The following is a 22,819-nucleotide window of genomic DNA, read 5'->3' as shown; positions in this document are numbered from 1 at the left end:
GTTTTTTTTAAAGACATTCTCGAATTTATGGTTCAGACCAGGAAAGCTGACCCTGCTAGCCCTCGATATTGATAATGTGCTCAGCCCAATCTTCATAAAACGCGGCTTCATGTGAAACGAGAATCAGACTACCAGTCCATTTGATCAGCTCGCTTTTTAGTACCGCTTTAGCATCGGCATCCAGATGATTGGTGGGCTCATCAAGAATCAGAAAATTCGCATTGGTCAGCATCAGGATACAGATTTTTACCTTGGCCTGTTCCCCGCCACTAAGGGTCGCGACCCCCTGAAGCATGCTTTTGGCTTTTAAACCGCACTGCGCCAGATAGCGCCGCAATTGGCTCTGAGACAGCTTGGGATACACATCAGAAACGACTTGAATAGGGGTCAGAGTGGGGTTGTCCCAATTGAGATCTTGCTCAAAATAAGCGATTTTAATATTATCCGCAAACTTGAATTTTCCCGAAATCGGTGGAATCTGTTTGACCAGGGTTTTTAGCAGAGTGGATTTTCCAATCCCGTTAAAGCCGGTGATGACGGTTTTCTGACCCGACTCGATTTTAAAATTCATTTTGGCTAGCAACGGGTAATCATAGCCAATCTCCAAATCCTTGACCGTTAAGGAGCGCTGGGCTGAGATGTGCAAGGAAGTCAAACGAAAATTGGGTTTTGGCACTAATTCTGGCGGCGGAATCCGATCGATTCGATCCAATTGCTTCTGCCTGCTCTTAGCCATGCTGGCGGTGGAAGCCCGAGCCTTGTTTTTGGAAATATAGTCTTCAAACTTTTTAATTTCTTTTTTCTGGGCTTCAAATTCACGAATATAGCTTTCCCGTCGCAGCCCTTTTAAGGTGATAAATTTGGTGATGTTGCCGCTGTACTTTTTGATGGTGGAAAACTCGATGTCACAGACACAGGTGGTGATCTTGTCGAGAAAATCAAAGTCATGGGAAATCACCAGAAAGGTGCCCTCATAAGCTTTTAAATAGTCGGTCAACCATTCCACATGTTCCTTGTCCAGAAAGTTAGTCGGTTCATCTAAAAGCAACACATTAGGTTCTTCCAACAGCAGCTTGGCCAAAATAACCTTGGCCCGCTGTCCCCCACTAAGCTGTTCCAGGATGCTATCCATCCCCAGTGCTGTAATCCCCAGCCCATCAGCAATTTTTAAGATCCGGCTTTCCAGTTCATAAAAACCGGAATTCTCAAGCAAACTTTGCAGGTCCGAGGCTCTGTTCATGGCCTTTTCACTGCAATCGCTGCCCATGTCTTCATAAATTTTGGTCAGCTGGATTTCTGTTTCGTAGAGCTCATGAAACGATGTTTTTAAATAGTCAAACACCGTCACATCCTGATCAATTTTAGCATGTTGATCGAGATACCCGACCTTGATCCCTTTTTGCCAGCGAATCTCCCCACCATCGGGAATAATTTCTCCGATTAGGGTATTTAAAAGGGTGGTCTTCCCCGTTCCGTTGCGCCCGACAATCCCCATATGCTCCCCTTTGAATAATTCAAAAGAAGCCTCCTGATATAAAATTTTATCACCAAACGTATGTGATAGATTAATAACGTCCAATAGTCCCATTCGTATTTCTCCTCGTTGCGAATTTTTAGCAAAAATAAAACAGAGAGCCATTTTATACTGACTCCCTGTCATTATAAAAGGCCATAACGAACATTGCGTTATGGCCTGAAAACTTTCCTGTTGATTATCGGTTTAAGCACATCAAAATAAAGCATAGCAATGTAATAAACAAATATCGTAGTACCGACAATTGTTATATCGTGTTGTGTGCCTCAAGGCGAACACGGCGATAGCCTATACGACTTGCGCGCATACAACTGATTAACAAGTAGTTGGTACGGGAGTTTGCCGTTACACTTAAAATAAGTTGCTATCCCATAAAAACGCTTAGACCGATGAGAATAAAAGTTTTAGTTTAGGCTCTAAACAATGTCTCATCGAAACTTTCATTGCCAGAGCTACTTCAATAGTTAAAATCATTTTGTTACACCTTCTGCACCTATTTTATCAAAACCGGTTGAACTTGTCAATTGACACTTAAAAAACCAGCACTGTCCTTTAAGGATGGTGCTGGTACTCTCTCAGTATAATGCTATAAGAACTTCCATAAAAATGAATACCCTAGTACCGACAATTGTTGCATCGTGTTGTTTGCATCAGAGCGGACACGGCGATAGCCTGAGTGAAGGCAACGAGCCAATCACAAGCTTGCTTGTAGTTGGCGACTGCCCGCGACTAATAAGAAATTTCTAATTTTTTATTAGTGTCCGATTCTGCAGCAAACAACTGATTAACAATTGATCGGTACGGTATCTCAATCGAACGCCTGATTACATCAGTTTGCTGATGTTTTTGGTAAAGGCTACCACGTCGTCAAGCGGCAGGCCGGCAATTAGTCGGGCCTGATTGTAAAGCAACTCGGTGTAGAGCGCAAACTGGTCATCATCTACTTCATAATAGCTTTTCAGTTTTTCATAAACCGGATGGTTTTTGTTGATTTCCAGCACTTTCTTCGCCTTCACATCACCGCCCTGAGGCATGGTGTTTAAGGTCATTTCCATTTCGATGGAAAGATCTCCTTCAGTGGAAAGATAAGCCACGTCATCTTTTAAGTGGGCCGTGGTTTTTACCTTCACGACTTCATCTCCAATCAGGTCTTTCATTTTTGCCAGAAGTTTTTCATCCACTTCAGATGTTTTTGTATCATCATCGACTTGATTTTCTTCCGGCGCTTCCAGTCCCAGATTCTGGCTGGAAACTGAACGGAATTCCTTGTCCTGATACTGTTTTAAGGTCTGGGTGACAAATTCATCAATGGTCTCGGTTAAATAGAGAATCTCATAATTTTTGTTTTTAATAATGGAAACCTGGGGCAGCTTTTCAAGCTGACTAACCGATGAACCAGTGGCATAATAAATGTATTTCTGATCTTCCGGCATCCGTTCTACGTATTCTTTAAGAGTAACCATCTTGCCTTCTTTGGATGAATAAAAGAGCAGGAAGTCCTGAAGTTTTTCCTTATCCTGTCCCCATTTGTCATAGGTTCCGACTTTGATCTGATTACCGAAAGCGGTAAAGAATTTTTCATAGGTTTCGCGTTCGTTGGCCAGCATTTTTTTGAGTTCTTCGGAAATTCGGGTATCGATTTTACGGCTGATTAAGCGTAGCTGACGATCCTGCTGAAGCATTTCCCGGGAAATATTTAATGAGATATCCTCGGAGTCCACCACCCCTTTAACAAAACTGAAGTAATCCGGCAACAGCTCACTGCATTTTTCCATAATCAGGACGCCGTTGGAATAGAGCTCGAGCCCCTTTTCATAGTCTCTGGTGTAGTAATCAAAGGGGGCCTGACCGGGGATATAAAGGATCGCTTTATAGCTCATCGCCCCTTCAATACTCAGGTGAACATGAGCCAAGGGGGCATCAAAGCCTAGTCGCTTGTCGTGGTAGAAATTGTTGTAATCCTCATCGGTCAGCTCATTTTTATTTTTTCGCCAGATCGGGATCATCGAATTCAGAACATCATCTGCCAGATAGGTTTCGTATTCCGGATTTTCACTGTCCTTGGTGTCTTCTTTGACTCGGCTCTTTTCCTCCACCATCTTAATCGGGTAACGGATGAAGTTGGAGTAATGCTCAACCAGCTGGCGAATGCGATAGGGTTCCAGATAGTCATCGTAGTTATTATCTTCCGAATTCTCTTTGAGATACAGGGTAATTTTTGAACCATGGGTGGTGCGGGTTCCGGGTTCAATGGTATAGCCATCAGCTCCTTCAGAAACCCATACAGATGACGTTTCCTCGTCAAAGGATTTGGTTTCCACCTCAACCTTGTCAGATACCATAAAGGCTGAATAGAAACCGACCCCAAACTGGCCGATAAGATCAAAATCTTCTTCCATTTCCTGATCGTCCTTAAAGTCGCTGGAACCACTTTTGGCAATGGTACCCAAGTTGTCTTCCAGTTCCGCTGCGGTCATCCCGATTCCGGTATCTTCAATGGTCAGGGTCCGGTTATCTTTGTTGGGATGAATACGGATGTAGTAGTCGTCCTTATTAAAGGTTTTATCTTTGTCTGTTAATGTTTTGTAGTAAACCTTGTCGATGGCGTCGGACGCATTTGAAATCAATTCTCTTAAAAATATTTCTTTGTTGGTGTAAATTGAATGGATCATTAAATCCATCAGACGCTTGGATTCTGATTTAAACTGCTTTTTTTCCATAACATACCTCTTCTTCATGTCGTAATCGTATTAGCACTCTTTCTTTGTGAGTGCTAACAATATTGTAAGTAACTTTATGAAAAGTGTCAACACTTTTAATGATTTTTTAAGACTAAATGGTCATCAAATTAATTAATCCTTTAAAACGATAAAAAATCAAAAAAATGCCCGGCTAATTCTCGCAGCCGGACATTTGTTATTTTGTTTTTACAACTTAAATTCGGTGGTAAAACGTCTGATCGCTTCTTGTGTGTTTTCCTTGCTGCCAAAGGCAGTCAGTCTGAAATACCCTTCACCGCTGGGACCAAAACCCACACCCGGTGTTCCAACAATGTTGACCTCACTGAGAAGTTTGTCAAAAAAGGCCCATGAGTCCATGCCTTCCGGCGTTTTTAGCCAGATATAAGGGGCATTAATCCCGCCAAAAACTTCAATTCCAGTACTGGCAACGCCTTCACGAATCATTTTGGCGTTATTCATATAATATGCTACTAGCGCTTTGATCTGCTGTTGACCAGCTTCGCTATAAACAGCTTCCGCGCCTTTTTGGATAATATAAGGAACGCCATTAAATTTGGTACAGTGTCGGCGATTCCACAGTTTATTAATTTCAACCGGTTCGCCCGCTTTGGTATAGCCCATCACTTCTTTGGGAACTACTACATAGGAGCAACGGGTTCCGGTGAAGCCAGCATTTTTGGAAAAGCTTCGGAATTCGATGGCTACCTCCTTGGCACCATCAATTTCGTAAATGCTGTGTGCCACATCGTCTTCCTGAATATAGGCTTCGTAAGCAGCATCGTATAAAATAATAGCCTGGTTGGCTTTGGCATAATCCACCCATTTTTTCAGCTCAGTTTTATTAATCGTGGTTCCGGTCGGGTTATTGGGGAAACACAGATAAATCAGATCCACCTTTTCGGTTGGCAATTGCGGCACAAAGCCATTTTCGGCGGTGCAGGGAATATAGACCATCTCGCTCCACTTACCGTCAGCACCTAACGTTCCACTGCGGCCAGCCATGACGTTACTGTCGACATAAACCGGATAAACGGGATCAGTGATCGCGATTTTAGTATCTTGACTAAATAGTTCCTGAATATTGGCAGTATCACTTTTGGAGCCGTCACTGACAAATATTTCATCAATCGCTAGATCGACACCCCGGGTTTTAAAATCAAACTCGACAATTTTTTCCAGTAGAAAATCATAGCCTTGTTCCGGACCGTAGCCCTTAAAGGTTTTTTCATCGGCCATTTCATCAACAGCGGCGTGTAGACCGGTGATGACTGCTTCAGGCAGCGGTTTGGTCACATCACCAATTCCCAGTCGAATGATGTTGGCCTCCGGATTAGCGGTTTTATAGGCTTCCACCCGTCTCGCTATTTCTGAAAAAAGGTAGGAGCCTGGTAATTTAAGATAATTTTCATTAATTAATGCCATGTTATTTTTTTCCTTTCGTTATCGTCTCTTGACTATTTAATAAAGGTCTTTTGCAAGAACCGTACCGACAAATGTTAATCTGTTGTATGCTGCAGGATCGGACAGGTCTATGACCTGTTCGCCCTGATGCAGACAACATGATGTAACATTTTTCGGTACTCCGATTTTTTTTAATATTAGCGTCACTATTTAAAACTACTTTTTCCACTTGGAAAAATCCAGGGTGGCGAAGTAATCGTCCGGGGTTTCGGCCCGACGGATCAGTTCGGTACTACCGTCTTCTTTAAGCAGCACTTCAGCAGATCGTAGCTTGCCATTGTAGTTATAGCCCATCGCAAAACCGTGGGCACCGGTGTCGTGAAGCACAACCAGGTCACCGATATCAATTTTGGGAAGTTCTCTGTCAATGGCAAACTTGTCATTGTTTTCGCATAAGCCCCCGGTGACGTCGTAGATATGATTAAGGGGGGCATCTTCCTTACCCATCACCGTGATATGATGATAGGCACCATACATGGCCGGACGCATCAGGTTGGCGGCGCAGGCGTCAAGACCAATGTATTCTTTGTGAGTATGTTTCTCATGCAGGGCGGTGGTGACCAGATGTCCAAATGGTCCCAGGACAAAGCGACCCAGTTCGGTGTAAATATCAATATCACCCATTCCGGCCGGCACCAGAATTTCTTCAAAGGCTTTTTTCACACCTCGGCCGACTTCATAAATATCGGTAGGTTGCTGATCGGGCAGGTAAGGAATCCCCACGCCTCCCGAGAGATTTATAAAGGCAATATGAGCGCCGGTTTCCTGATTCAATTCCACGGCGGTCTGGAAAAGAATTCGTGCCAGGGCCGGGTAATATTCATTGGCGATGGTATTGCTGGCTAAAAAGGCATGGATCCCGAAATGTTTAACCCCTTTACTTTTTAGAGTTGCAAATCCTTCGGTCATTTGTTCCCGGGTAAACCCGTATTTAGCGACCTGAGGGGTATCCATAATAGCGTTATCAATAACAAAGTCACCGCCGGGATTAAATCGGCAACTGATGGTTTCCGGCAATCCTGCTACCTCTTCCAAAAAGTCAATGTGGGTGATATCGTCCAGAGTAATCAAAGCGCCCAGTTTGCTGGCCAAAACAAAGTCTTCTTTCGGCGTTACATTGGAGGTAAACATAATATCCGCTCCGGAAAAACCAACCGTATCGGACATCATCAGTTCGGTATAAGATGAGCAATCTACCCCACAGCCTTCTTCTTTTAGAATTTGTAAAATAGTTGGGTTGGGGGTCGCCTTGACGGCAAAATATTCTTTGTAGCCCTTATTCCAGGAAAAGGCTTCCTGCAAGTTTCGCACATTTTCGCGAATCCCCTTTTCATCATAGAGATGGAAGGGGGTGGGGAATTCTCTTACGATTTCTTCTAATTTTTCTTTGTTTACAAAGGTCTTTTTCATCTTTAATTTCCTTTCGTCATTTCAATCAGTTTTATTTCATTTTTCATCGAGTCTTTAAATAAATCAACCAGATTCCGCTTGCGGGAATAAAGACAGGTGGAATGTTCACCGTTATTCATATCGCCGGTGAGGACATTGGTTGAATCAACAATCAGTCGAATCTGCTGGAGCGGTTGATCAGCAATATAGACAGTGGCTCCTGCCAGCGACAAGGACCCATCGGTGATGATCACCATCTTGATGTCGCGATTAATCGCTTCTTTTATATCTGGCAGTACGGTTTTTAAAACCTGACCGGGTACTGAGATGTAGATCCGCTCCTGGGCTTCCAGAATCATATTGCGCAATTTATTGAGGATGTTGCTTTCCCCTTTAATGGTAATATAGCCTTCCACCGCATCCCGTTTTGTGGGAATGGTAACAATCAGATCCTGCTTGGCTTGCTGTAGTTTTCTGATCTTATTTTCGCAGAATTCGGAAATAGCGACCGGGGTATAGCGGATGGTTGCTTCCTCGATGACATAAGCCCCGCCCTTTTCCACCAGCGACGCCAGCGATGTATAGGCGTTAGATCGTGAAATACCCGTTATCTTTGCCACCTCATAGCCATTTAAGTCACCTTCAGCAAGCAGGGTTAAATAAATCGAAGCCTCATGCCTTGTCAGTCCAAATTGTGTCAGTCGTTCAACAATATCCATCACTCCATCAGTCCTTATTTTAATAAACCATAAATTGTTGCCATAATCTGCCGATCGGAGCCGATTTAAAACTGCTACGCTTCAGATCTACTACTGTTTTACTTAGTGTTCCTACTTAGTAAGTCTACACTAGTTTAGCAATTTTGTCAAGAATGATTATAAAAAAACAGCATCGAAATTGGATGCTGTTTTTTTAACTATTATTATTTATGGACCAACATATAAATCATTGGCGAAGGTTCCCACATAGGTGGTCCCATCCGCCATGGTCAAGGTTCCTTTGCCATCCATTAAGCCTTTTTTAAATTCGCCCACATAGGTATTACCATTATCTGTCTTGGTCCCATAACCATCGAGCTTGCCATATTTCCATTCGCCTTCAAATCTTGTTCCCTCATATCCGATAGCAGTCCCCTGGCCATGAAGCTTGCCGTCTTTCCATTGGCCCTCGTAGATTACATCCTCTGAGTAAACAAACTTGCCGTAACCATTGGGCACGCCATTTTTCCATTCTCCTGTATACACCCCACCGCCATAGGTATGCGTACGGATACAGCCGCTGGTAACCAATAATAACAGACTTATCACTGTTAATATGGCAAATAATTTTGATCTCATCCTTTTGTTCATCCGATCCCCCTGTATAATTTTGCATCCTTTTCATATGCCTCAGCTTATAAAGAATTGTGATTTTATTATACCGCATAAGTCTGACATAATAAATATTAAAACAGTAAAGATCAACATTTTTTTAGAATAATTCCGAAACTGGTGCCGAGGCAAGCTTTCTTCAGCTTCCAATTATAAACAAGGTTCGCGTTAGCACCATATAAAGCCCGGTTCCAGCGATGATGCTAAGAAAAATATTTTTTTTGATGCGATGAACAAGGATCACCATCGCGACACTTAACAGCTCCGGCAAACCGAAGGGGTAGGCGATCAGGCTGATGTTTCGCAGACAAAAGACAACAAGAATAATCATAATCGCGGCCGGCAAAACAGTTCCCAGATAGCGGACTATATCGGGTAGCTCTTTCTTACCACCAAAAAACAAGAATGGCAGAGCTCGGGTAAAAATAGTAACCAGCGCCACAACCGCCAGAGCTTCCACGGTGTCAACCCAATTAATACTCATGGCTGATTTCCTCCGTTTGTCCAGCTAAGCCAGCTTCCAATTCTGGAACACCACTCTTTTTTTGATTATTTGATTTGGCTTTCATCATCATCAACACCAGGACACTGACTGTCAACGCTGGTAAAATAAACTGACTGGGTCCCAGGATAAAGTAAAAGACCAATGCACTGGTTAATCCAGTGATAGCCGGTAAATGAGAATCCATCACCTCCCATTGATTCATACAAACCGTAATAAAAAAAGCTGTCGCTGAAAATTCGATACCAGCCAGATCATAGGGTAATAGCTGACCAAACAGGGCTCCAGCCACACAGCTGAGAATCCAAACCAGATGAAGAATCAGAGTAATGTAAAAATCGGTCTTCCTGATATCCACTTCATCCGGATAGGTAATACTGCAAAGAATGGAATAAACCTCATCCGTAAGCGTTAAAACCATATAGGGGTATCGCCGACCCATCTTGCGGAACTGATCAATGAAGGCAATACCGTAAAAAATATGTCGGGCATTAACAAAAAAGGTCATCAGTGCAATGGTTCCTAATGAGGCTCCCGCGGTAAGCAGCGAAACCAAAACAATTTGCATCGATCCGGCATAAATAAAAACACCGGACAGAAATGACCAACCGGCGCTGTAGCCAGCCTCATCCATTAAAACTCCAAAAGCAATGCCAATAAACAGATAAGGAAAAAAAACCGGTAACACCTGTTTAAAGGCAAAAATAAAACTTTTCACTATGACTTACTCCCTTCACCCGCAGTTTAATTTGAGCCTTATTTTATCACGCAAAAATACGCCACACAATAAATTAAATGTATGGCGTACAAATTAAAAATCTTACAGCTGATCGAGAAGGTTTTTTTAAAATTATCATTCCCTGTTCCAGTTCGGCCAGGGTTTCCGGAGCACAAACAGACATCCGCACAGCACGGATGGGCACGTTATTTCCAACGGTAAATCGCTCAGCGCCGTAAATTCGAACCCCCTTTTCCATTGCCAGTGCTTCAAAATCCGATCCACTAATGGTTCCCGGCAACTCCAGCCAACGAAATATTCCCGTTTCATTACCATGACAGGTGAAGTCCCGTAAGTAGCAGTTTACCAACTTATTGCGCTGTCTGGCATTCTGCTGGTGACTTATTATAAATTGATCCAGCTGTCCGGAAACGATAACCCGGGCCGCCAGCACTGCCATTAACGGCGACACCGATATATTTAGATTATACAGCGCTTTTGACACCGGCTTTCGATAAGCCAAAGGCACTGACACATAGGCCATACGTAAGCCAGGGGCCAGCGTTTTTGACATGCTGGCGATATAGATGGTATGGTCCGGTGCAAAAGAGGCCACCGCCGGCAGAATATTTTGACTAAGCAAATGGTAGGCACCGTCTTCGATGATAAAGATCCCCTGATCTCTGGCGGTTTGGGCCAAAGCCCTGCGCCGATCAGTAGACATGGTATGAGTGGTCGGGTTGTGATTGTCCGGAATCAGATAAACACCTTTGATATTTTCATTACGGCAGGCATCAAGCAGTGCTTCATCGTCCATTTCCCCATCACGATGACGGATCGGGGTTAGCTGGATACCAAGCATCGAAGCAGTCGTTTTAAGCCCGGAATAGGTGTGGGGATCGGCCCCAATTTTATCGCTGTGACGGCACAGCCCAGCAAGAATGGCCGTAATGGCATTTTGGCCGCCATTAGAAAATAAGATACTCTCCGGTTCTGGACAAAAGCCTCCTTTTTCCATTAGCTTAATCGCTGTATCTTTTAACCAGATATTGGCATTAGGGCGGCTGTAATTTAGCAGTTTATCGGCATCCGCTTCGTTGAGTATTTCTTTTAAACAACCGATTAATGGTCCAAAGGTGGCGGTATCTGGGAAAACTGCCCCCATCTCAATCAAATTTCGTGGTTTATCATCCGGCAATAGGTAAGCATTTGCCAGCGCATCAAAGGAAACAAAGGTGCCGCTTCCGACCGTGGCACTGAGGAGGCCTTTTAATTCACAGACCTTACAGGCTTTGGACACGGTGCTGACGTTAATATCAAGAAAATCTGCCAATTCCCGCTGGGGCGGCAGTTTTGTTCCGGGCAGCAGCTGACCCTCTTTAATATCCTGCTCCAACTGGCGGGCCAGGGAGAGATAAAGCGGTTTAACCTTATCGTTTAACGTCGGTTTCCAGGACATCGGATAATCTTCAAATGAATTGACCGGCATGATCTTCGTCTCCTTTTAAACTAATAATTATCCCATTCTATCGAAAACACCTGCCGACGTCAAGCCGACAGGTGTTTTAGACTTTTTAAGATTATTGTTCTATTTGTTGATAACGGTCTTGAGTTTTTCACAGGTTTTTTCCAAATCTCTGGTCAATACCGCGAGATCCTCTCGCTTCTCATCCAGAAAGGACCCCTTTATCCCGATCCCCGGAATAGCCAGTAGATTGCCTAACTCATTATGGATGTCGTCCAGATTGTCTTTTAATTTATTGATCTGATTTTTGGTATCAATCCGATTTTTAATGCCATCTACCATTACGGTTTCATTATCAAGATCGTATTCGGAAACATCCTCGACTACGGTGCAATCAAATCCCAATGTGTTTTTTGCTGTATTGGCAAAGCTTTTCTTCGCTTCTTCTTCGCCGTGAACCAGGAAAATTTTCTTGGGTTTTTCTTTAAATCCGGACAACCACTTCAGTAGATCATTTTTGTCGGCATGGGCAGAGAATCCTTCCAGAAAATAGATTTCAGCATTTACTCGGATCCGTTCTCGCAAAATTCTAATATATTTTTCCCCGCTGGTGATGGCCCGTCCAATGGTCCCCTCGGCCTGGTACCCGGCAAAAACAATACTTGATTGGGGTTTCCAGAGGTTGTGTTTTAAATGATGTTGTACCCGGCCAGCATCAGCCATGCCGCTGGAAGAAATAATGATCTTAGGTGATGTATTCTCGTTTAAGGCCTTAGACTCATCAATGCTTTTTGTAAAACTTAAATTTCTGAAATAGAAAAGTTCATCCCCTTTTTTGATCCGTTCCTTTATATAGTCATTGAAGTAATGGGCATTTTTGCGGAAAATTTCAGTCGCATCGGTGGCCAGTGGACTGTCAACATAGACCTTGACCTTATCAAGCTGATTCTGATACAGCTCGTGGTTATCATAAAACACTTCCAGCTCATGAATCAGATCCTGGGTTCGACCCAGAGCAAAAGCCGGTACTACCACGGTCCCCCCCCGAGCAACGGTTTTAAAAACGATATCAAGAAAACGCTTCCCGCTTTCCCACCGGGTTTCATGGGTGCGATCCCCATAAGTCGTTTCCATGATTAGATAATCTGCCTCAGCGATCAGAGTCGGATCATTTAACATCCGTTGATTACTTGCTCCAATATCCCCTGAGTAGACCAGCTTAGTGGTTTTTCCGCCTTCCGCAATCCAAATCTCGATGATTGCAGCCCCCAGGATATGGCCTGCTTCATTAAGCCGGATCCTGATCTGGGGATTAACCTGAAAACACTGTCCGTATGCCACCGGGAAAAAATACTGGATGCAGCGGGCGGCATCTTCCTGGGTATAAAGAGGCGAAACCAGCGGCTGTCCGGAACGTGCTGTTCGCCTGTTGATCCATTTAGCATCCGTTACATGAATCGTGCCGCTATCCTGAAGCAAGATATCAGCGATCTCGGCTGTTGCCCCGGTACTGTAAATCTGCCCGCTGAATCCCTGTTTAACAAGTAAGGGAATCCGACCACAATGATCAATATGGGCATGACTCAAAATGATAAAATCGATCTCTTTCGGGTTGAAGTCAAACGCCTGATTATTTAGCTCTTCCAGAGCTTCGCTGCCCTGAAACAAACCGCAGTCCAGGAGGAATTTACAGTGCTCGGTAGTCACAAGATGGCAGGAACCAGTGACAGATAGTGCTGCTCCTAAAAATTTAATTTTCATTTTCTTTCTCCTGTTCTTTTTTTCAATTAAAACAATCGCAAATTTTTTAACTCAATAGCCTTGCGTATGCCAGCCATCAATCTTTATCATCTTTTCTATCTTTTAACCCTTTACTTTATAGATATCCAAATTACTAAAATTTACGCAGATTATGACGATAAAAATACCTGGAGCAAAATTAAGTGTCACTTTTTTGACCAGATCTTATTTTTTAAGCCTTATTGAAGTAAGTTGGCCCTGATCGAATTAATCATCCTCTACACTGATCGAAAGCAAATGATTGATAAATTGCTGAGCAGTTCGACCAGAAATCCCACCATGCTGTAGTTCCCATTTATTGGCTTCCTGAGAAAGAACTTCTTCAGATATCTCAAGACCTTCTCGCTTGGCCAGCTCCGCCACAATTTTAAAATACTGTTTCTGACTGGGACGTTCGTAAAAAATACTGACCCCAAAGCGATTCACTAGCGACAGTTTTTCTTGCATCGTGTCTGACCGGTGGATATCCCCGTTTGCTTCCAGATCATTTCGGTCATTCCAGGTTTCCCGAATCAAATGGCGTCGATTTGAGGTAGCATAAATCAAAATATTATCCGGTTTTGTTTCCACACCGCCTTCAATAACTGCTTTGAGAAACTTATATTCGATCTCAAATTCCTCAAAGGAAAGATCATCCATGTAAATAATAAACCGATAGTTCCGATTTTTTATCTGGGCAATGACATTTGATAAATCTCGAAATTGATGCTTGTAGATTTCAATCATCCGCAGTCCCTGATGATAGAATTCGTTGACGATAGCTTTGATACTGGTGGACTTCCCGGTACCACTATCCCCGAACAACAACACATTGTTTGCTTTTCGCCCTTCGACAAAGGCCTTGGTGTTTTCGACAAGCTTTTGTTTCTGACTTTCGTATCCAACCAGATCTGCCAGCATGACCTTATCCATGTTATTGATCGGATTAAAAATTACCCCGGTGTTATCGGCTTTGGGAGTAATCCGAAAGGCTTTATTCAGGCCAAACATACCCACCCCAAAGTCTTGATAAAACCGTGTAATCTCATCAAAAAATAGCTGTTCATTTGCTGATGCCGCCAGTTTTAGGCTCAGTTCTTTCACTTTTTCACTGACGTTCTGATTGTACATGAATTCCGGCTTTCGGATAGCCTGGTAATCTGAAATCCGGGTAAAGCAATCAATCCCCAATACGGACTCCAACTCAGTAAAATCGAAATCAAAAAGATCCTTAAAAATTTTACAATCGTTCTGAGCAAAATAATTAACACTACCTTCTTTTTTCCCCACCTTTTCACAGGTCAGACTGAATGGATTTTCATTGGTGATCAGTAAAAAGGTCAGATAGTGATGCCAGAGGTTGCGGTCAAATCCAAAATCTGTAGCTATTTCCAGCAGCGTTTTTATCTGGCGATAACTCTCAGCAATCAGTTCTTCCTTAGAATCCTCATCTTTGTAAAAACGTTCATAGAGCTGTCCCATTTGTTTAAGTAAATTTTTCTGATTTGAGTCGGTAAAAAGTATCAGTTTGGCAATTAATCGATTCATGCTGATCTCCCTTCTATAAAAAGACCACCTCATCACAAGGTGGTCTTTTTGTCTTTATTTTCCTGATTGACTTAACGCAGCGAAAACTGGTCGATCATCTGTTTTAACAAGATCGATTGGCCAGACAATTCTTCACTGGCAGCGGCACTCTCTTCGGCTGTTGCCGAATTCTGCTGCACAACCTGAGCAACCTGCTCAACACCCATATTAATCTGAGCGATGCCGGTGGCCTGTTCATTGGAGGCCGTGGCGATGTAGTCGACTAAGTCATTGACTTGGGTAATACCGCCAACAATTTCATCTAACGCACTGGCCGTTTCATCGGCAATTTTTGTACCGACCGCCACCTTGTTGATGGAACCTTCTATTAAAACGGTTGTTTCTTTGGCAGCTTCAGCACTACGGGCAGCCAGGGTGCGAACTTCTTCAGCTACCACAGCAAAGCCTTTGCCATGCTGTCCGGCCCGGGCTGCTTCCACTGCCGCGTTAAGCGCTAAAATATTGGTCTGGAAGGCAATATCGTCAATCACCTTGATGATCTTGGAAATATCTTCGGATGACTTGTTAATTTCCACCATTGATTGCTGCATCTCTGTCATCTGAGCGTTTCCTTTGTCAGCATTTCCCATCACATTTGTCGCCAATTCTCTGGCCTTGTTCGCATTGATGGCGTTGTTCTTCGTTTGGTCAGCTATTTCTGCTATGGATGCGGTTAGTTCCTGGATCGAGCTAGCCTGTTCGGTAGAACCCTGAGCCAGGGCCTGACTGCTGTCAGATACCTGATTGGCCCCGGCATTAACCTGTTCGGATGCATGATTGATATCTCCAAGCAACGAGTTCAAAGTTTCAATGATGGTATTGAGGGCATCAGAAATCGCATTAAAGTCACCGCCAAAAGCTCTGACATTCTCTAAATTAAGATTCCCATTGCTGATGGCTCCGGTAACGGTGGAAATTTCTGTCACAATCGTTTTAAAGTTGCTACCCATTTCATTGACAGCCTGTTTTAAGACATCAAAACTGCCCTGATAATAACCTTCAACCATCACATCAAGATTGCCACTAGCGATGGCATCCATCACATTAGCGACTTCTTCCATCGGCTTTGCCATAACACCAAGTATGCCATTCATGCCACTGATCAGTTCGTTCCAGGAGCCGCTGAATTTGGTTTCATCGGCCCGAACATCCAAATCTCCCTGCATTGCGGCCGTCGTCAAGATGATAGCATCACTAATGAGACTGTCGATGGAATCTTTCACTTCATGTAAATTTGTTTCGATGGCTTTAAACTGTTCATAAACCTCCTGAGTGTGCTCATCCGGTTCCTGAACATCCAAATCAAAATCGAGATTTCCTTCTGATAAACGTCTTAAATTATCCGCCAGCCGAGTAATTTCGGTCTTCGAATAATTGTTAACACTCATCGTTCCGGTCGTATTAAACGAGGTTTCAACATAACCAATGGTGTCACCATGTTTATCAATAATTGGCGTCGTGTCCATACGATAATGACCACCACGATATGGAAACGGAAATTCAATTCGGCCTGTTTTTCGGTAAGCCTTGACGCCACAATCCTCATTTTTACACATGTCAAGGTTTGACTTGCAACAATCATCACCATAAAGTGTTTCCCGTTCGCCTTCTCTTCCGGTAGCTATTCTCAGGTCTTGAAGGGTTTTATTTATAAATGTCCACTTCAAATCTGTATCAACAACCGTAATGCGGTACGGCATCGCATCAAGAATTGCCTGAAAGTAATCGCGTTTGTCGGCCACCGTTTGGATGGCCTGGTTCACATGTTCGATCCCAGTTTTATAATCACCAATAATTTCGGGTTCCAGTTTATTTTCCAGGTCCGCTTCTTTTTTTACACGTTCAGGCAACTGCATCAGGTAATCATTCACCCTTTTTATGGATGACTGAATCTCTAGCAGATTGTTACCCAGCACATCCTTATCAGATAACGGCGAGATCATAACTGATAGATCACCCTTAGCTAATTTAACCGCCGCTTCAGACTGCAACTGCATATTCTTTGCCAAACCCGAAAGGGCATAAGCAACTTCACCTAACTGATCTTGAGGGGGGCCAGATTCGTAAACGACTTCAACGTCTCCCTCTGACAACCGATTGGCAGTCTCGGCCAGGCTGGTTAAGCGACTCGATATTCCCTTTATGCCAAGTACACTTACACCAACCATTACAACTAAACCAATGCCAAAAATCAGTACGATATTATTCTGGATCTCCCCAAACTGATTAAAATTTTGACTGACAACAGACATTGCAATGCCCGCCGTTGCGCAGAATATCAAGACTACCGGCAGCACAACTGTCAATAGAACTTTTGACAGCAAACTCTTTTTATGTTCCATTCTTTCCTCCTTGAGATTGAGATAATTTGAAGCTACTTCTTTTATTCTCCACCACTTTTCTTTGAAGGGTTATATCGCTAAACGATATTGCAATCAATACTGTTGCGTTTCACAGCTAGGGCGTTTCGCTACAATAATTTATATATGGACAACATTATATATGATATTTATAGTAAACTCAACTTCAAATTTTGTTTCACCTTAACTTTCTGGTGTTATTTCGATCCACTTATGAAAAAGAATAACATTAGGTAATTCCTAATGTTATTCAAAATGACTGAGGATAAAAGTTCTGATTCTATTTTTATCTCAGTTGAAACTGATCAATCATTTGTTTTAACAAAATTGATTGTCCTGAAAGTTCTTCGCTGGCAGCAGCACTCTGTTCAGCTGTCGCCGAATTCTGCTGCACGACCTGAGCAACCTGCTCAACACCCATATTAATCTGGGCGATGCCGGTGGCTTGTTCATTAGAGGCCGTGGCGATGTAGTCGACTAAGTCATTGACTTGGGTAATACCGCCTACAATTTCATCTAACGCACTGGCCGTTTCATCGGCAATTTTTGTACCGACCGCCACCTTGTTAATGGAACCTTCTATTAAAACGGTTGTTTCTTTGGCAGCGTCAGCACTACGGGCAGCCAGGGTGCGGACTTCTTCGGCTACCACAGCAAAGCCTTTGCCATGCTGACCGGCCCGGGCTGCTTCCACAGCCGCGTTAAGCGCTAAAATATTGGTCTGGAAGGCAATATCGTCAATTACCTTGATGATCTTGGAAATATCTTCGGATGACTTGTTAATTTCCACCATTGACTGCTGCATCTCGGTCATTTGATGGTTACCTTTATCAGCATTGCCCATCACATTTGTCGCCAATTCCCTGGCCTTGTTCGCATTGACGGCGTTGTTCTTCGTTTGGTCAGCTATTTCTGCTATGGATGCGGTTAGTTCCTGGATCGAGCTAGCCTGTTCGGTAGAACCCTGAGCCAGGGCCTGGCTGCTGTCGGACACCTGATTGGCTCCGGCGTTTACCTGCTCAGCGGCATGATTAATATCTCCAAGCAGTGAGTTCAGGGTTGCAATAATGGTATTAAGGGCATCAGAAATTTTATTAAAATCCCCTCCGAATGAGCTGACATTCTCTAAGTTGAGATTTCCATTACCAATTTCTTCTGTAACGGTGGAAATTTCTCCCACTATTTTTTCAAATCCGCTCCCCATTGAATTGACAGCTTGTTTTAACGTTTCAAAACTACCGCTGTAAGAACCATTTACACTCACATTTAGATTTCCGTTAGTTATTTCATCCATCACATCCGAAACTTCTTTGAGGGGTTTTGCTATTTCACCAAGAATGCTGTTCATCCCGCTGATCAGTTCCTGCCAAGAGCCTTCGAATTTTGTTTCATCGGCTCTGGCATCAAGTTGTCCCTCAATTGCTGCATGCGTTAGCATGCTGGCATCATCAATGAGATTACCGATAGTACTTTTAACCTCTGTTAAGCTGTCCCCAATTGCTTTAAACTGGTCATAGACTTCGTTAGTATATTGTCCCGGTTCATCTACATGCAAATCAAGATCAAGATTTCCCAATGATAATCGATGCAGGTTGTCAGCCAGTCGAACTACCGCTTCGCTCCGATAATTATTGACACTCATTACCGGTGTTGTATCATGAGATACTTCAACATAACCGATCTTTTCACCGTATTTGTTTATGAGGTTCATGGTATCCATCCGGTAGTATCGATCCATAAATTCAAAGCGATACTCGGCATAGCCAAGTTCATTCAGTTGATCCCCACTGCCATTTAACATCGTTACGCCACAGTTTTCGGTATGACACATCTCCAGATTACAGCTATGGCAATCCGCGCCGCGAATATCTTCTCTCTTTTCAGCCGTACCGGTCAACTTCATCAGATCTTCAAGAATTTTATTGACAAAGACCATTTTCATATTTTTGTCCGTAGTAGTCACACGGTAAGGCAGGGCATCCAGAATGGCTAAATAGTATTCCATATTTGAGGTGACTGTCTCCATAGCCTGATTTGCCTGCGCAAGTGCTTTTTTATAATCACCCTTCATGTCATTTTCAATATTCCGATCAAAATACTCTTTGTTCTCAACCAAATCCGGCATCATATTAAGATAATCGAGTAGTTTTCCCACCGACTTTTGAACTGCTGATAAACTATTTCCCATCTGGTCCTTGTCTGACTGTGGGCTGATGATTGCTGAAAAATCACCAACTGCCAGCTTAGCGGCCATTTCTGATTGAATTTTAATATTTTCAGCAATCAATGATAACGCATAACTGATTTCACCCAACTGATCCTGAGGTTTCTCAGATCCAAGTCCACTTTCAAGATCACCTTCTGCCATTCGGTTAGCAACCACTGCCAGACTGGCGATTCTGTTTGAAACTTCTTTCATTCCTAAAGCGATCACACCAACAATAACAACTAAACCGATTACATAAACTAATAATAAGCTGTTTTGAATACCTGTAAACTGGTCATAACTTTGACTTGTAACCATCATTGCAATACCTGCTACGATACAAAATACAATTGCTACAGGCAAAACAACCGTTACCAGGATCTTTGACAACAAACTCTTCTCATGCTTCATCCTTTTTCTCCTCCTAAATTTTACTTCAATATAATATAACGCTTATATCCTAATTTATACCCATCTTTCATCGAATAATTAAACCGCAATCCTCAATAAAAAAAAGCGTTGCTACCTTTTTCTTTATCGGCATCGAATAAGGCAGCTAACTCATGATCAATCGTTTAGCGGATTAATTGTTGAATTACAATTGTCATTTCATTTTTCGTATACGGTTATTTTCATTTGCCACTTATATACTATCGTCATTAACCCGGCTTACTTTAGTTCTATTTAATTTTTTACGATAATTTTATTGTCGTGTTTAAAAAAAAGAATAGCCAGCTGATGAGAAATTCAGCCGGCCTGACAAAATTTGTAGCGGCACCTAAAATTCTACTAAATTAATGAGAACTACTATAGACCAAATCGTTATTATTAAAATCGAAGGTATTATTAATATGTCTTAAAATAATAAGCACCTTGCTGAGGTTCTCATAATAGACCTCATCATATTTAGCACTGCCAATATCAAATCCTTTTAAAGTAGGTAACAATTCTTCTGCCCGCTCAGGATTGCTATCCACCGTGGTACATAGCCTGTAAAGCTTTTTAAACTGGTATTCTTCCACCAGATAAAACCGCCCATCATCAACCCCATTTTGAATATTTTCTAAGAACCAGCGATGAATCTGGTTCGTTTTTTTAAACCGACCCATCACTTCAGAAGCTACCGCCCAGGGCTTTAGCCGTAATTGTTTAAGATCTACTCCCCGGTCGCATTTATATAAAACACTCTCTAACCCCATGTTACTATCCTCCATTGTCGATCTCACATAATCGACTGCTCTCTGTTTTAAATTCAAAAGATCCTCTTTCGATTATCATCTATTCTTAGATCCTCTTTCTACCATTTTACCTACCCTATTTCATTAAGTCAATTACTATAAGCCCTCTGACTGAATTATTTTCTCACTTGAATAAATCCAGGAAGAATGAAATTTTATCAGAAGCGTGCTATAATAAAGTAACTTTAAAAAAAGGAGAGAAAAATGAGAAATCGAGTAGGCAACTTGTTGTGGGGGCTATTATTAGTCGTTATCGGCCTTGGCTTTGCCGGAAACGTATTTGGTCTGTGGAATTTTGAGCTATTTTTTGACGGCTGGTGGACCTTATTCATCATTATTCCCTGTGCTATCAGTATGGTGCAAAATGGCGTACAACTCTGGAATACTATTGGCTTAGGTATTGGTGTGTTATTATTTATTTCTGCCAGAGGCTATTTTAACGGTGCATTGTTGGGGGACCTGATCTTTCCGATCATTATTATTGCCATTGGATTGAGCATCATGTTCAAGGATCGACTCAGTAAGAACGCTAAATTAATTCAGGGTATGACAAAGGATGGACTTCCTGAGTATTCGGCTATATTTGGCGGTCAGGAGATTAACTTTCCTGGGGAAGCGTTTAACGGCGCTACTATTACTGCAGTTTTTGGCAGTGTCGACCTTGATTTGAGACAAGCCATCATCAACGAAGATATTTATATTTCGGCTACTGCTGTCTTTGGCGGTATTGATTTGATGGTTCCCAGCAATGTCCGGGTAGAAATGGCAACCACACCGATTTTTGGTGGCGCATCAAATAAGACTAACAGACCGCTGGACGAAAATCCACCGACGATTTACATCAATAGCACAAATATCTTTGGAGGGACTGAAGTCAAATGAGTAGTAATCAAAGTTGGATTAAATACCTGGCCATCGCTTTTGGTCTGGTGCTGGCATTAGGAATCATCGCCAGCATTGTCAATGGGGGCGTCGCCATCATGCGGGGTTTTGGTCTGATTGAAAACAAAAACCAAATCATCGAACAAGGTGAATCCAATTTTCGACAGGATTTTACTGGTGACTTAAAATCTGTTTTTGTTACTTTTGATACCGGTAGTATCACGCTTCAAAGCGGAGATGCCTTTGTCGTTGAAGGAACCAATGTCCCACCAAGTCTTAATGCCACCCTTGACAACGGCAAGCTTATTATTGAGGATAAAAAGAGCACCCAAGTCTTTCCGAATCTGTTTGGTAAAGATCGCATGACCAACCTTATCGTTACCATTCCCCGCAACACCCAACTAAAAAAGCTGGAACTAGAAATTGGTGCCGGCCGCGGTGAATTGTCTCAACTAGTTACTGATGAACTGGTCATCAAGCAGGGAGCTGGAGAAGTCGTGGCCGATCAGCTACTGGCTAATTCCGGTAAACTCAGCGGTGGAGCTGGAGCCGTTCATTTTACTAACGTAAAACTCAATGACTTTGAGATCAACGGCGGGGTGGGACTTATTAGTATCCAGGGGATTGTCACTGGAGAATTTGAAGTCGACTGCGGCGTTGGCCAGACCAATCTGGATATCAATGGCAATGTTGATGACTATTTCATCACTGTCGACCAGGGTATTGGACCCATTACCATCAACGACCGGAGTATTTCAGAAACGGGCGTCGGCACGCAATCTGCCCCTCATCGCATCAATATTGACGGCGGAGTTGGGCCGGTTTACATGACATTTAAATAACCAATAAAAAAACACGTTTAACGTGTTTTTTTTATTGACATTAACAACTTCTTTATCTGACAAAGTGCATATAAACTTTTTTAAAGGGATTTGGTTCCGCAACCACACCCTTGCCGTTTTCGATGAGACGCATCAGCCAAATCATGTTGGCTGCCGTAACTTCAATGGTCTGGGCGCCTTCGGTATCCTGGGAAGCTTCTCCGGCAGTGCGACCATGAATAACATTCCAGTAATTGCCCGTTGCCATTACCATCTCCGAGTAGGTAATATAGTGATTCAATTGATCAATACTTGCCACTCCACCGGAACGTCTTACCGCTACTAGAGAAGCGCCGACCTTATGCCGAAATAATCCGCCATTGGCGCCAGCTACATAAAACGCCCGATCCATAAATGACTTCATATTTCCGCTGATGCCAGAAAAATGAACAGGACTGGCAAAAATAACACCATCAGCCTCTTTAATTTTTTGAATCCCTTCGTTGACGACATCTTTAGTAAAGATACACTGTTCATCTTTATTTTTACTACAAGCATTGCAACCAGTACACCCCTGTACCGCTTTCATACCAACATCGAAAACTTCAAAATCGATGCTCTCCTGAGCAAATATTTCACCAGCAATACTCAGTGCTGTAAATGTATTGCCTTCTCCATGAGGACTACCATTAATGCCTAATACTTTCATTTCTAACCTCCCGAAGCAGAGTGCTCCATCTGTTCTGTTTTATTGCTTTTAGTATAC

General features: G+C 42.8%; 17 protein-coding genes. 2 read left to right on the top strand and 15 right to left on the bottom strand.

From position 1 onward, the window contains the following. Positions 1–55 precede the first annotated feature (55 nt). From U2P91_RS02980 to U2P91_RS02915, 14 genes are all read right to left on the bottom strand, one after another. Entirely contained in the window at positions 56–1,588 is a 1,533-nt protein-coding gene (locus U2P91_RS02980) for an ABC-F family ATP-binding cassette domain-containing protein (RefSeq protein ID WP_111886722.1), read from the bottom strand. A gap of 770 nt (positions 1,589–2,358) precedes the next feature. Further along, entirely contained in the window at positions 2,359–4,254 is a 1,896-nt protein-coding gene (gene htpG, locus U2P91_RS02975) for a molecular chaperone HtpG (RefSeq protein ID WP_111886721.1), read from the bottom strand. 207 nt (positions 4,255–4,461) lie between these two features. Further along, positions 4,462–5,697: an LL-diaminopimelate aminotransferase gene (locus U2P91_RS02970; protein WP_111886720.1), complete on the bottom strand. Its 1,236-nt coding sequence runs from the start codon at positions 5,695–5,697 to the stop codon at positions 4,462–4,464. A 195-nt stretch (positions 5,698–5,892) separates the two neighbouring features. Continuing rightward, the gene (locus tag U2P91_RS02965) at positions 5,893–7,146 is read right to left on the bottom strand and encodes a diaminopimelate decarboxylase (protein WP_111886719.1); all 1,254 of its coding nucleotides are present in this window, start codon (positions 7,144–7,146) and stop codon (positions 5,893–5,895) included. Between the two features lie 2 nt (positions 7,147–7,148). Then, positions 7,149–7,844, bottom strand: a complete 696-nt coding sequence (locus U2P91_RS02960) for a TrmB family transcriptional regulator (protein WP_111886718.1) — start codon at positions 7,842–7,844, stop codon at positions 7,149–7,151. A gap of 207 nt (positions 7,845–8,051) precedes the next feature. Continuing rightward, positions 8,052–8,474 carry an MORN repeat-containing protein gene (locus U2P91_RS02955; protein ID WP_111886717.1) on the bottom strand — a complete coding sequence of 141 codons (423 nt, stop codon included), beginning with the start codon at positions 8,472–8,474 and terminating at the stop codon, positions 8,052–8,054. A 160-nt stretch (positions 8,475–8,634) separates the two neighbouring features. Then, the gene (locus tag U2P91_RS02950) at positions 8,635–8,979 is read right to left on the bottom strand and encodes a branched-chain amino acid transporter permease (protein WP_111886716.1); all 345 of its coding nucleotides are present in this window, start codon (positions 8,977–8,979) and stop codon (positions 8,635–8,637) included. Beyond that, entirely contained in the window at positions 8,969–9,715 is a 747-nt protein-coding gene (locus U2P91_RS02945) for an AzlC family ABC transporter permease (protein WP_242988571.1), read from the bottom strand. The genes U2P91_RS02950 and U2P91_RS02945 overlap by 11 nt, the downstream gene beginning before the upstream one ends. Positions 9,716–9,788: 73 nt before the next feature. Further along, complete coding sequence (locus tag U2P91_RS02940; protein ID WP_111886714.1) at positions 9,789–11,204, bottom strand: PLP-dependent aminotransferase family protein; 1,416 nt, start codon at positions 11,202–11,204, stop codon at positions 9,789–9,791. A 99-nt stretch (positions 11,205–11,303) separates the two neighbouring features. Continuing rightward, positions 11,304–12,941, bottom strand: coding sequence for an MBL fold metallo-hydrolase RNA specificity domain-containing protein (locus tag U2P91_RS02935; protein WP_111886713.1), 1,638 nt, complete (start codon positions 12,939–12,941; stop codon positions 11,304–11,306). Positions 12,942–13,187: 246 nt separating this feature from the next. Next, positions 13,188–14,507, bottom strand: coding sequence for an ATP-binding protein (locus U2P91_RS02930; protein WP_111886712.1), 1,320 nt, complete (start codon positions 14,505–14,507; stop codon positions 13,188–13,190). 71 nt (positions 14,508–14,578) lie between these two features. Next, the gene (locus U2P91_RS02925) at positions 14,579–16,888 is read right to left on the bottom strand and encodes a methyl-accepting chemotaxis protein (RefSeq protein ID WP_111886711.1); all 2,310 of its coding nucleotides are present in this window, start codon (positions 16,886–16,888) and stop codon (positions 14,579–14,581) included. A gap of 304 nt (positions 16,889–17,192) precedes the next feature. Beyond that, positions 17,193–19,523 (bottom strand): methyl-accepting chemotaxis protein, encoded by a 2,331-nt coding sequence (locus tag U2P91_RS02920; RefSeq protein WP_111886710.1) that lies wholly within the window; start codon positions 19,521–19,523, stop codon positions 17,193–17,195. A 383-nt stretch (positions 19,524–19,906) separates the two neighbouring features. Continuing rightward, complete coding sequence (locus U2P91_RS02915; protein ID WP_111886709.1) at positions 19,907–20,311, bottom strand: hypothetical protein; 405 nt, start codon at positions 20,309–20,311, stop codon at positions 19,907–19,909. A 243-nt stretch (positions 20,312–20,554) separates the two neighbouring features. Between U2P91_RS02915 and U2P91_RS02910 the strand changes: the two genes are divergently transcribed. Both U2P91_RS02910 and U2P91_RS02905 read left to right on the top strand, forming a co-directional pair. Continuing rightward, positions 20,555–21,232, top strand: coding sequence for a LiaF transmembrane domain-containing protein (locus U2P91_RS02910; protein ID WP_111886708.1), 678 nt, complete (start codon positions 20,555–20,557; stop codon positions 21,230–21,232). Next, on the top strand, positions 21,229–22,074 hold the full coding sequence (locus tag U2P91_RS02905; protein WP_111886707.1) for a DUF4097 family beta strand repeat-containing protein: 846 nt from the start codon (positions 21,229–21,231) through the stop codon (positions 22,072–22,074). The genes U2P91_RS02910 and U2P91_RS02905 overlap by 4 nt, the downstream gene beginning before the upstream one ends. 52 nt (positions 22,075–22,126) lie before the next feature. On the opposite strand, the gene U2P91_RS02900 is transcribed toward U2P91_RS02905, so the two are convergent. After that, positions 22,127–22,762, bottom strand: coding sequence for a flavodoxin family protein (locus U2P91_RS02900; RefSeq protein WP_111886706.1), 636 nt, complete (start codon positions 22,760–22,762; stop codon positions 22,127–22,129). Positions 22,763–22,819 lie beyond the last annotated feature (57 nt).

The sequence above is a fragment of the Acetobacterium sp. K1/6 genome (assembly GCF_034438075.1).
GTDB classification, from domain to species: Bacteria; Bacillota; Clostridia; order Eubacteriales; family Eubacteriaceae; genus Acetobacterium; species Acetobacterium carbinolicum.
This window is presented reverse-complemented; position numbering and strand designations above follow the sequence as displayed.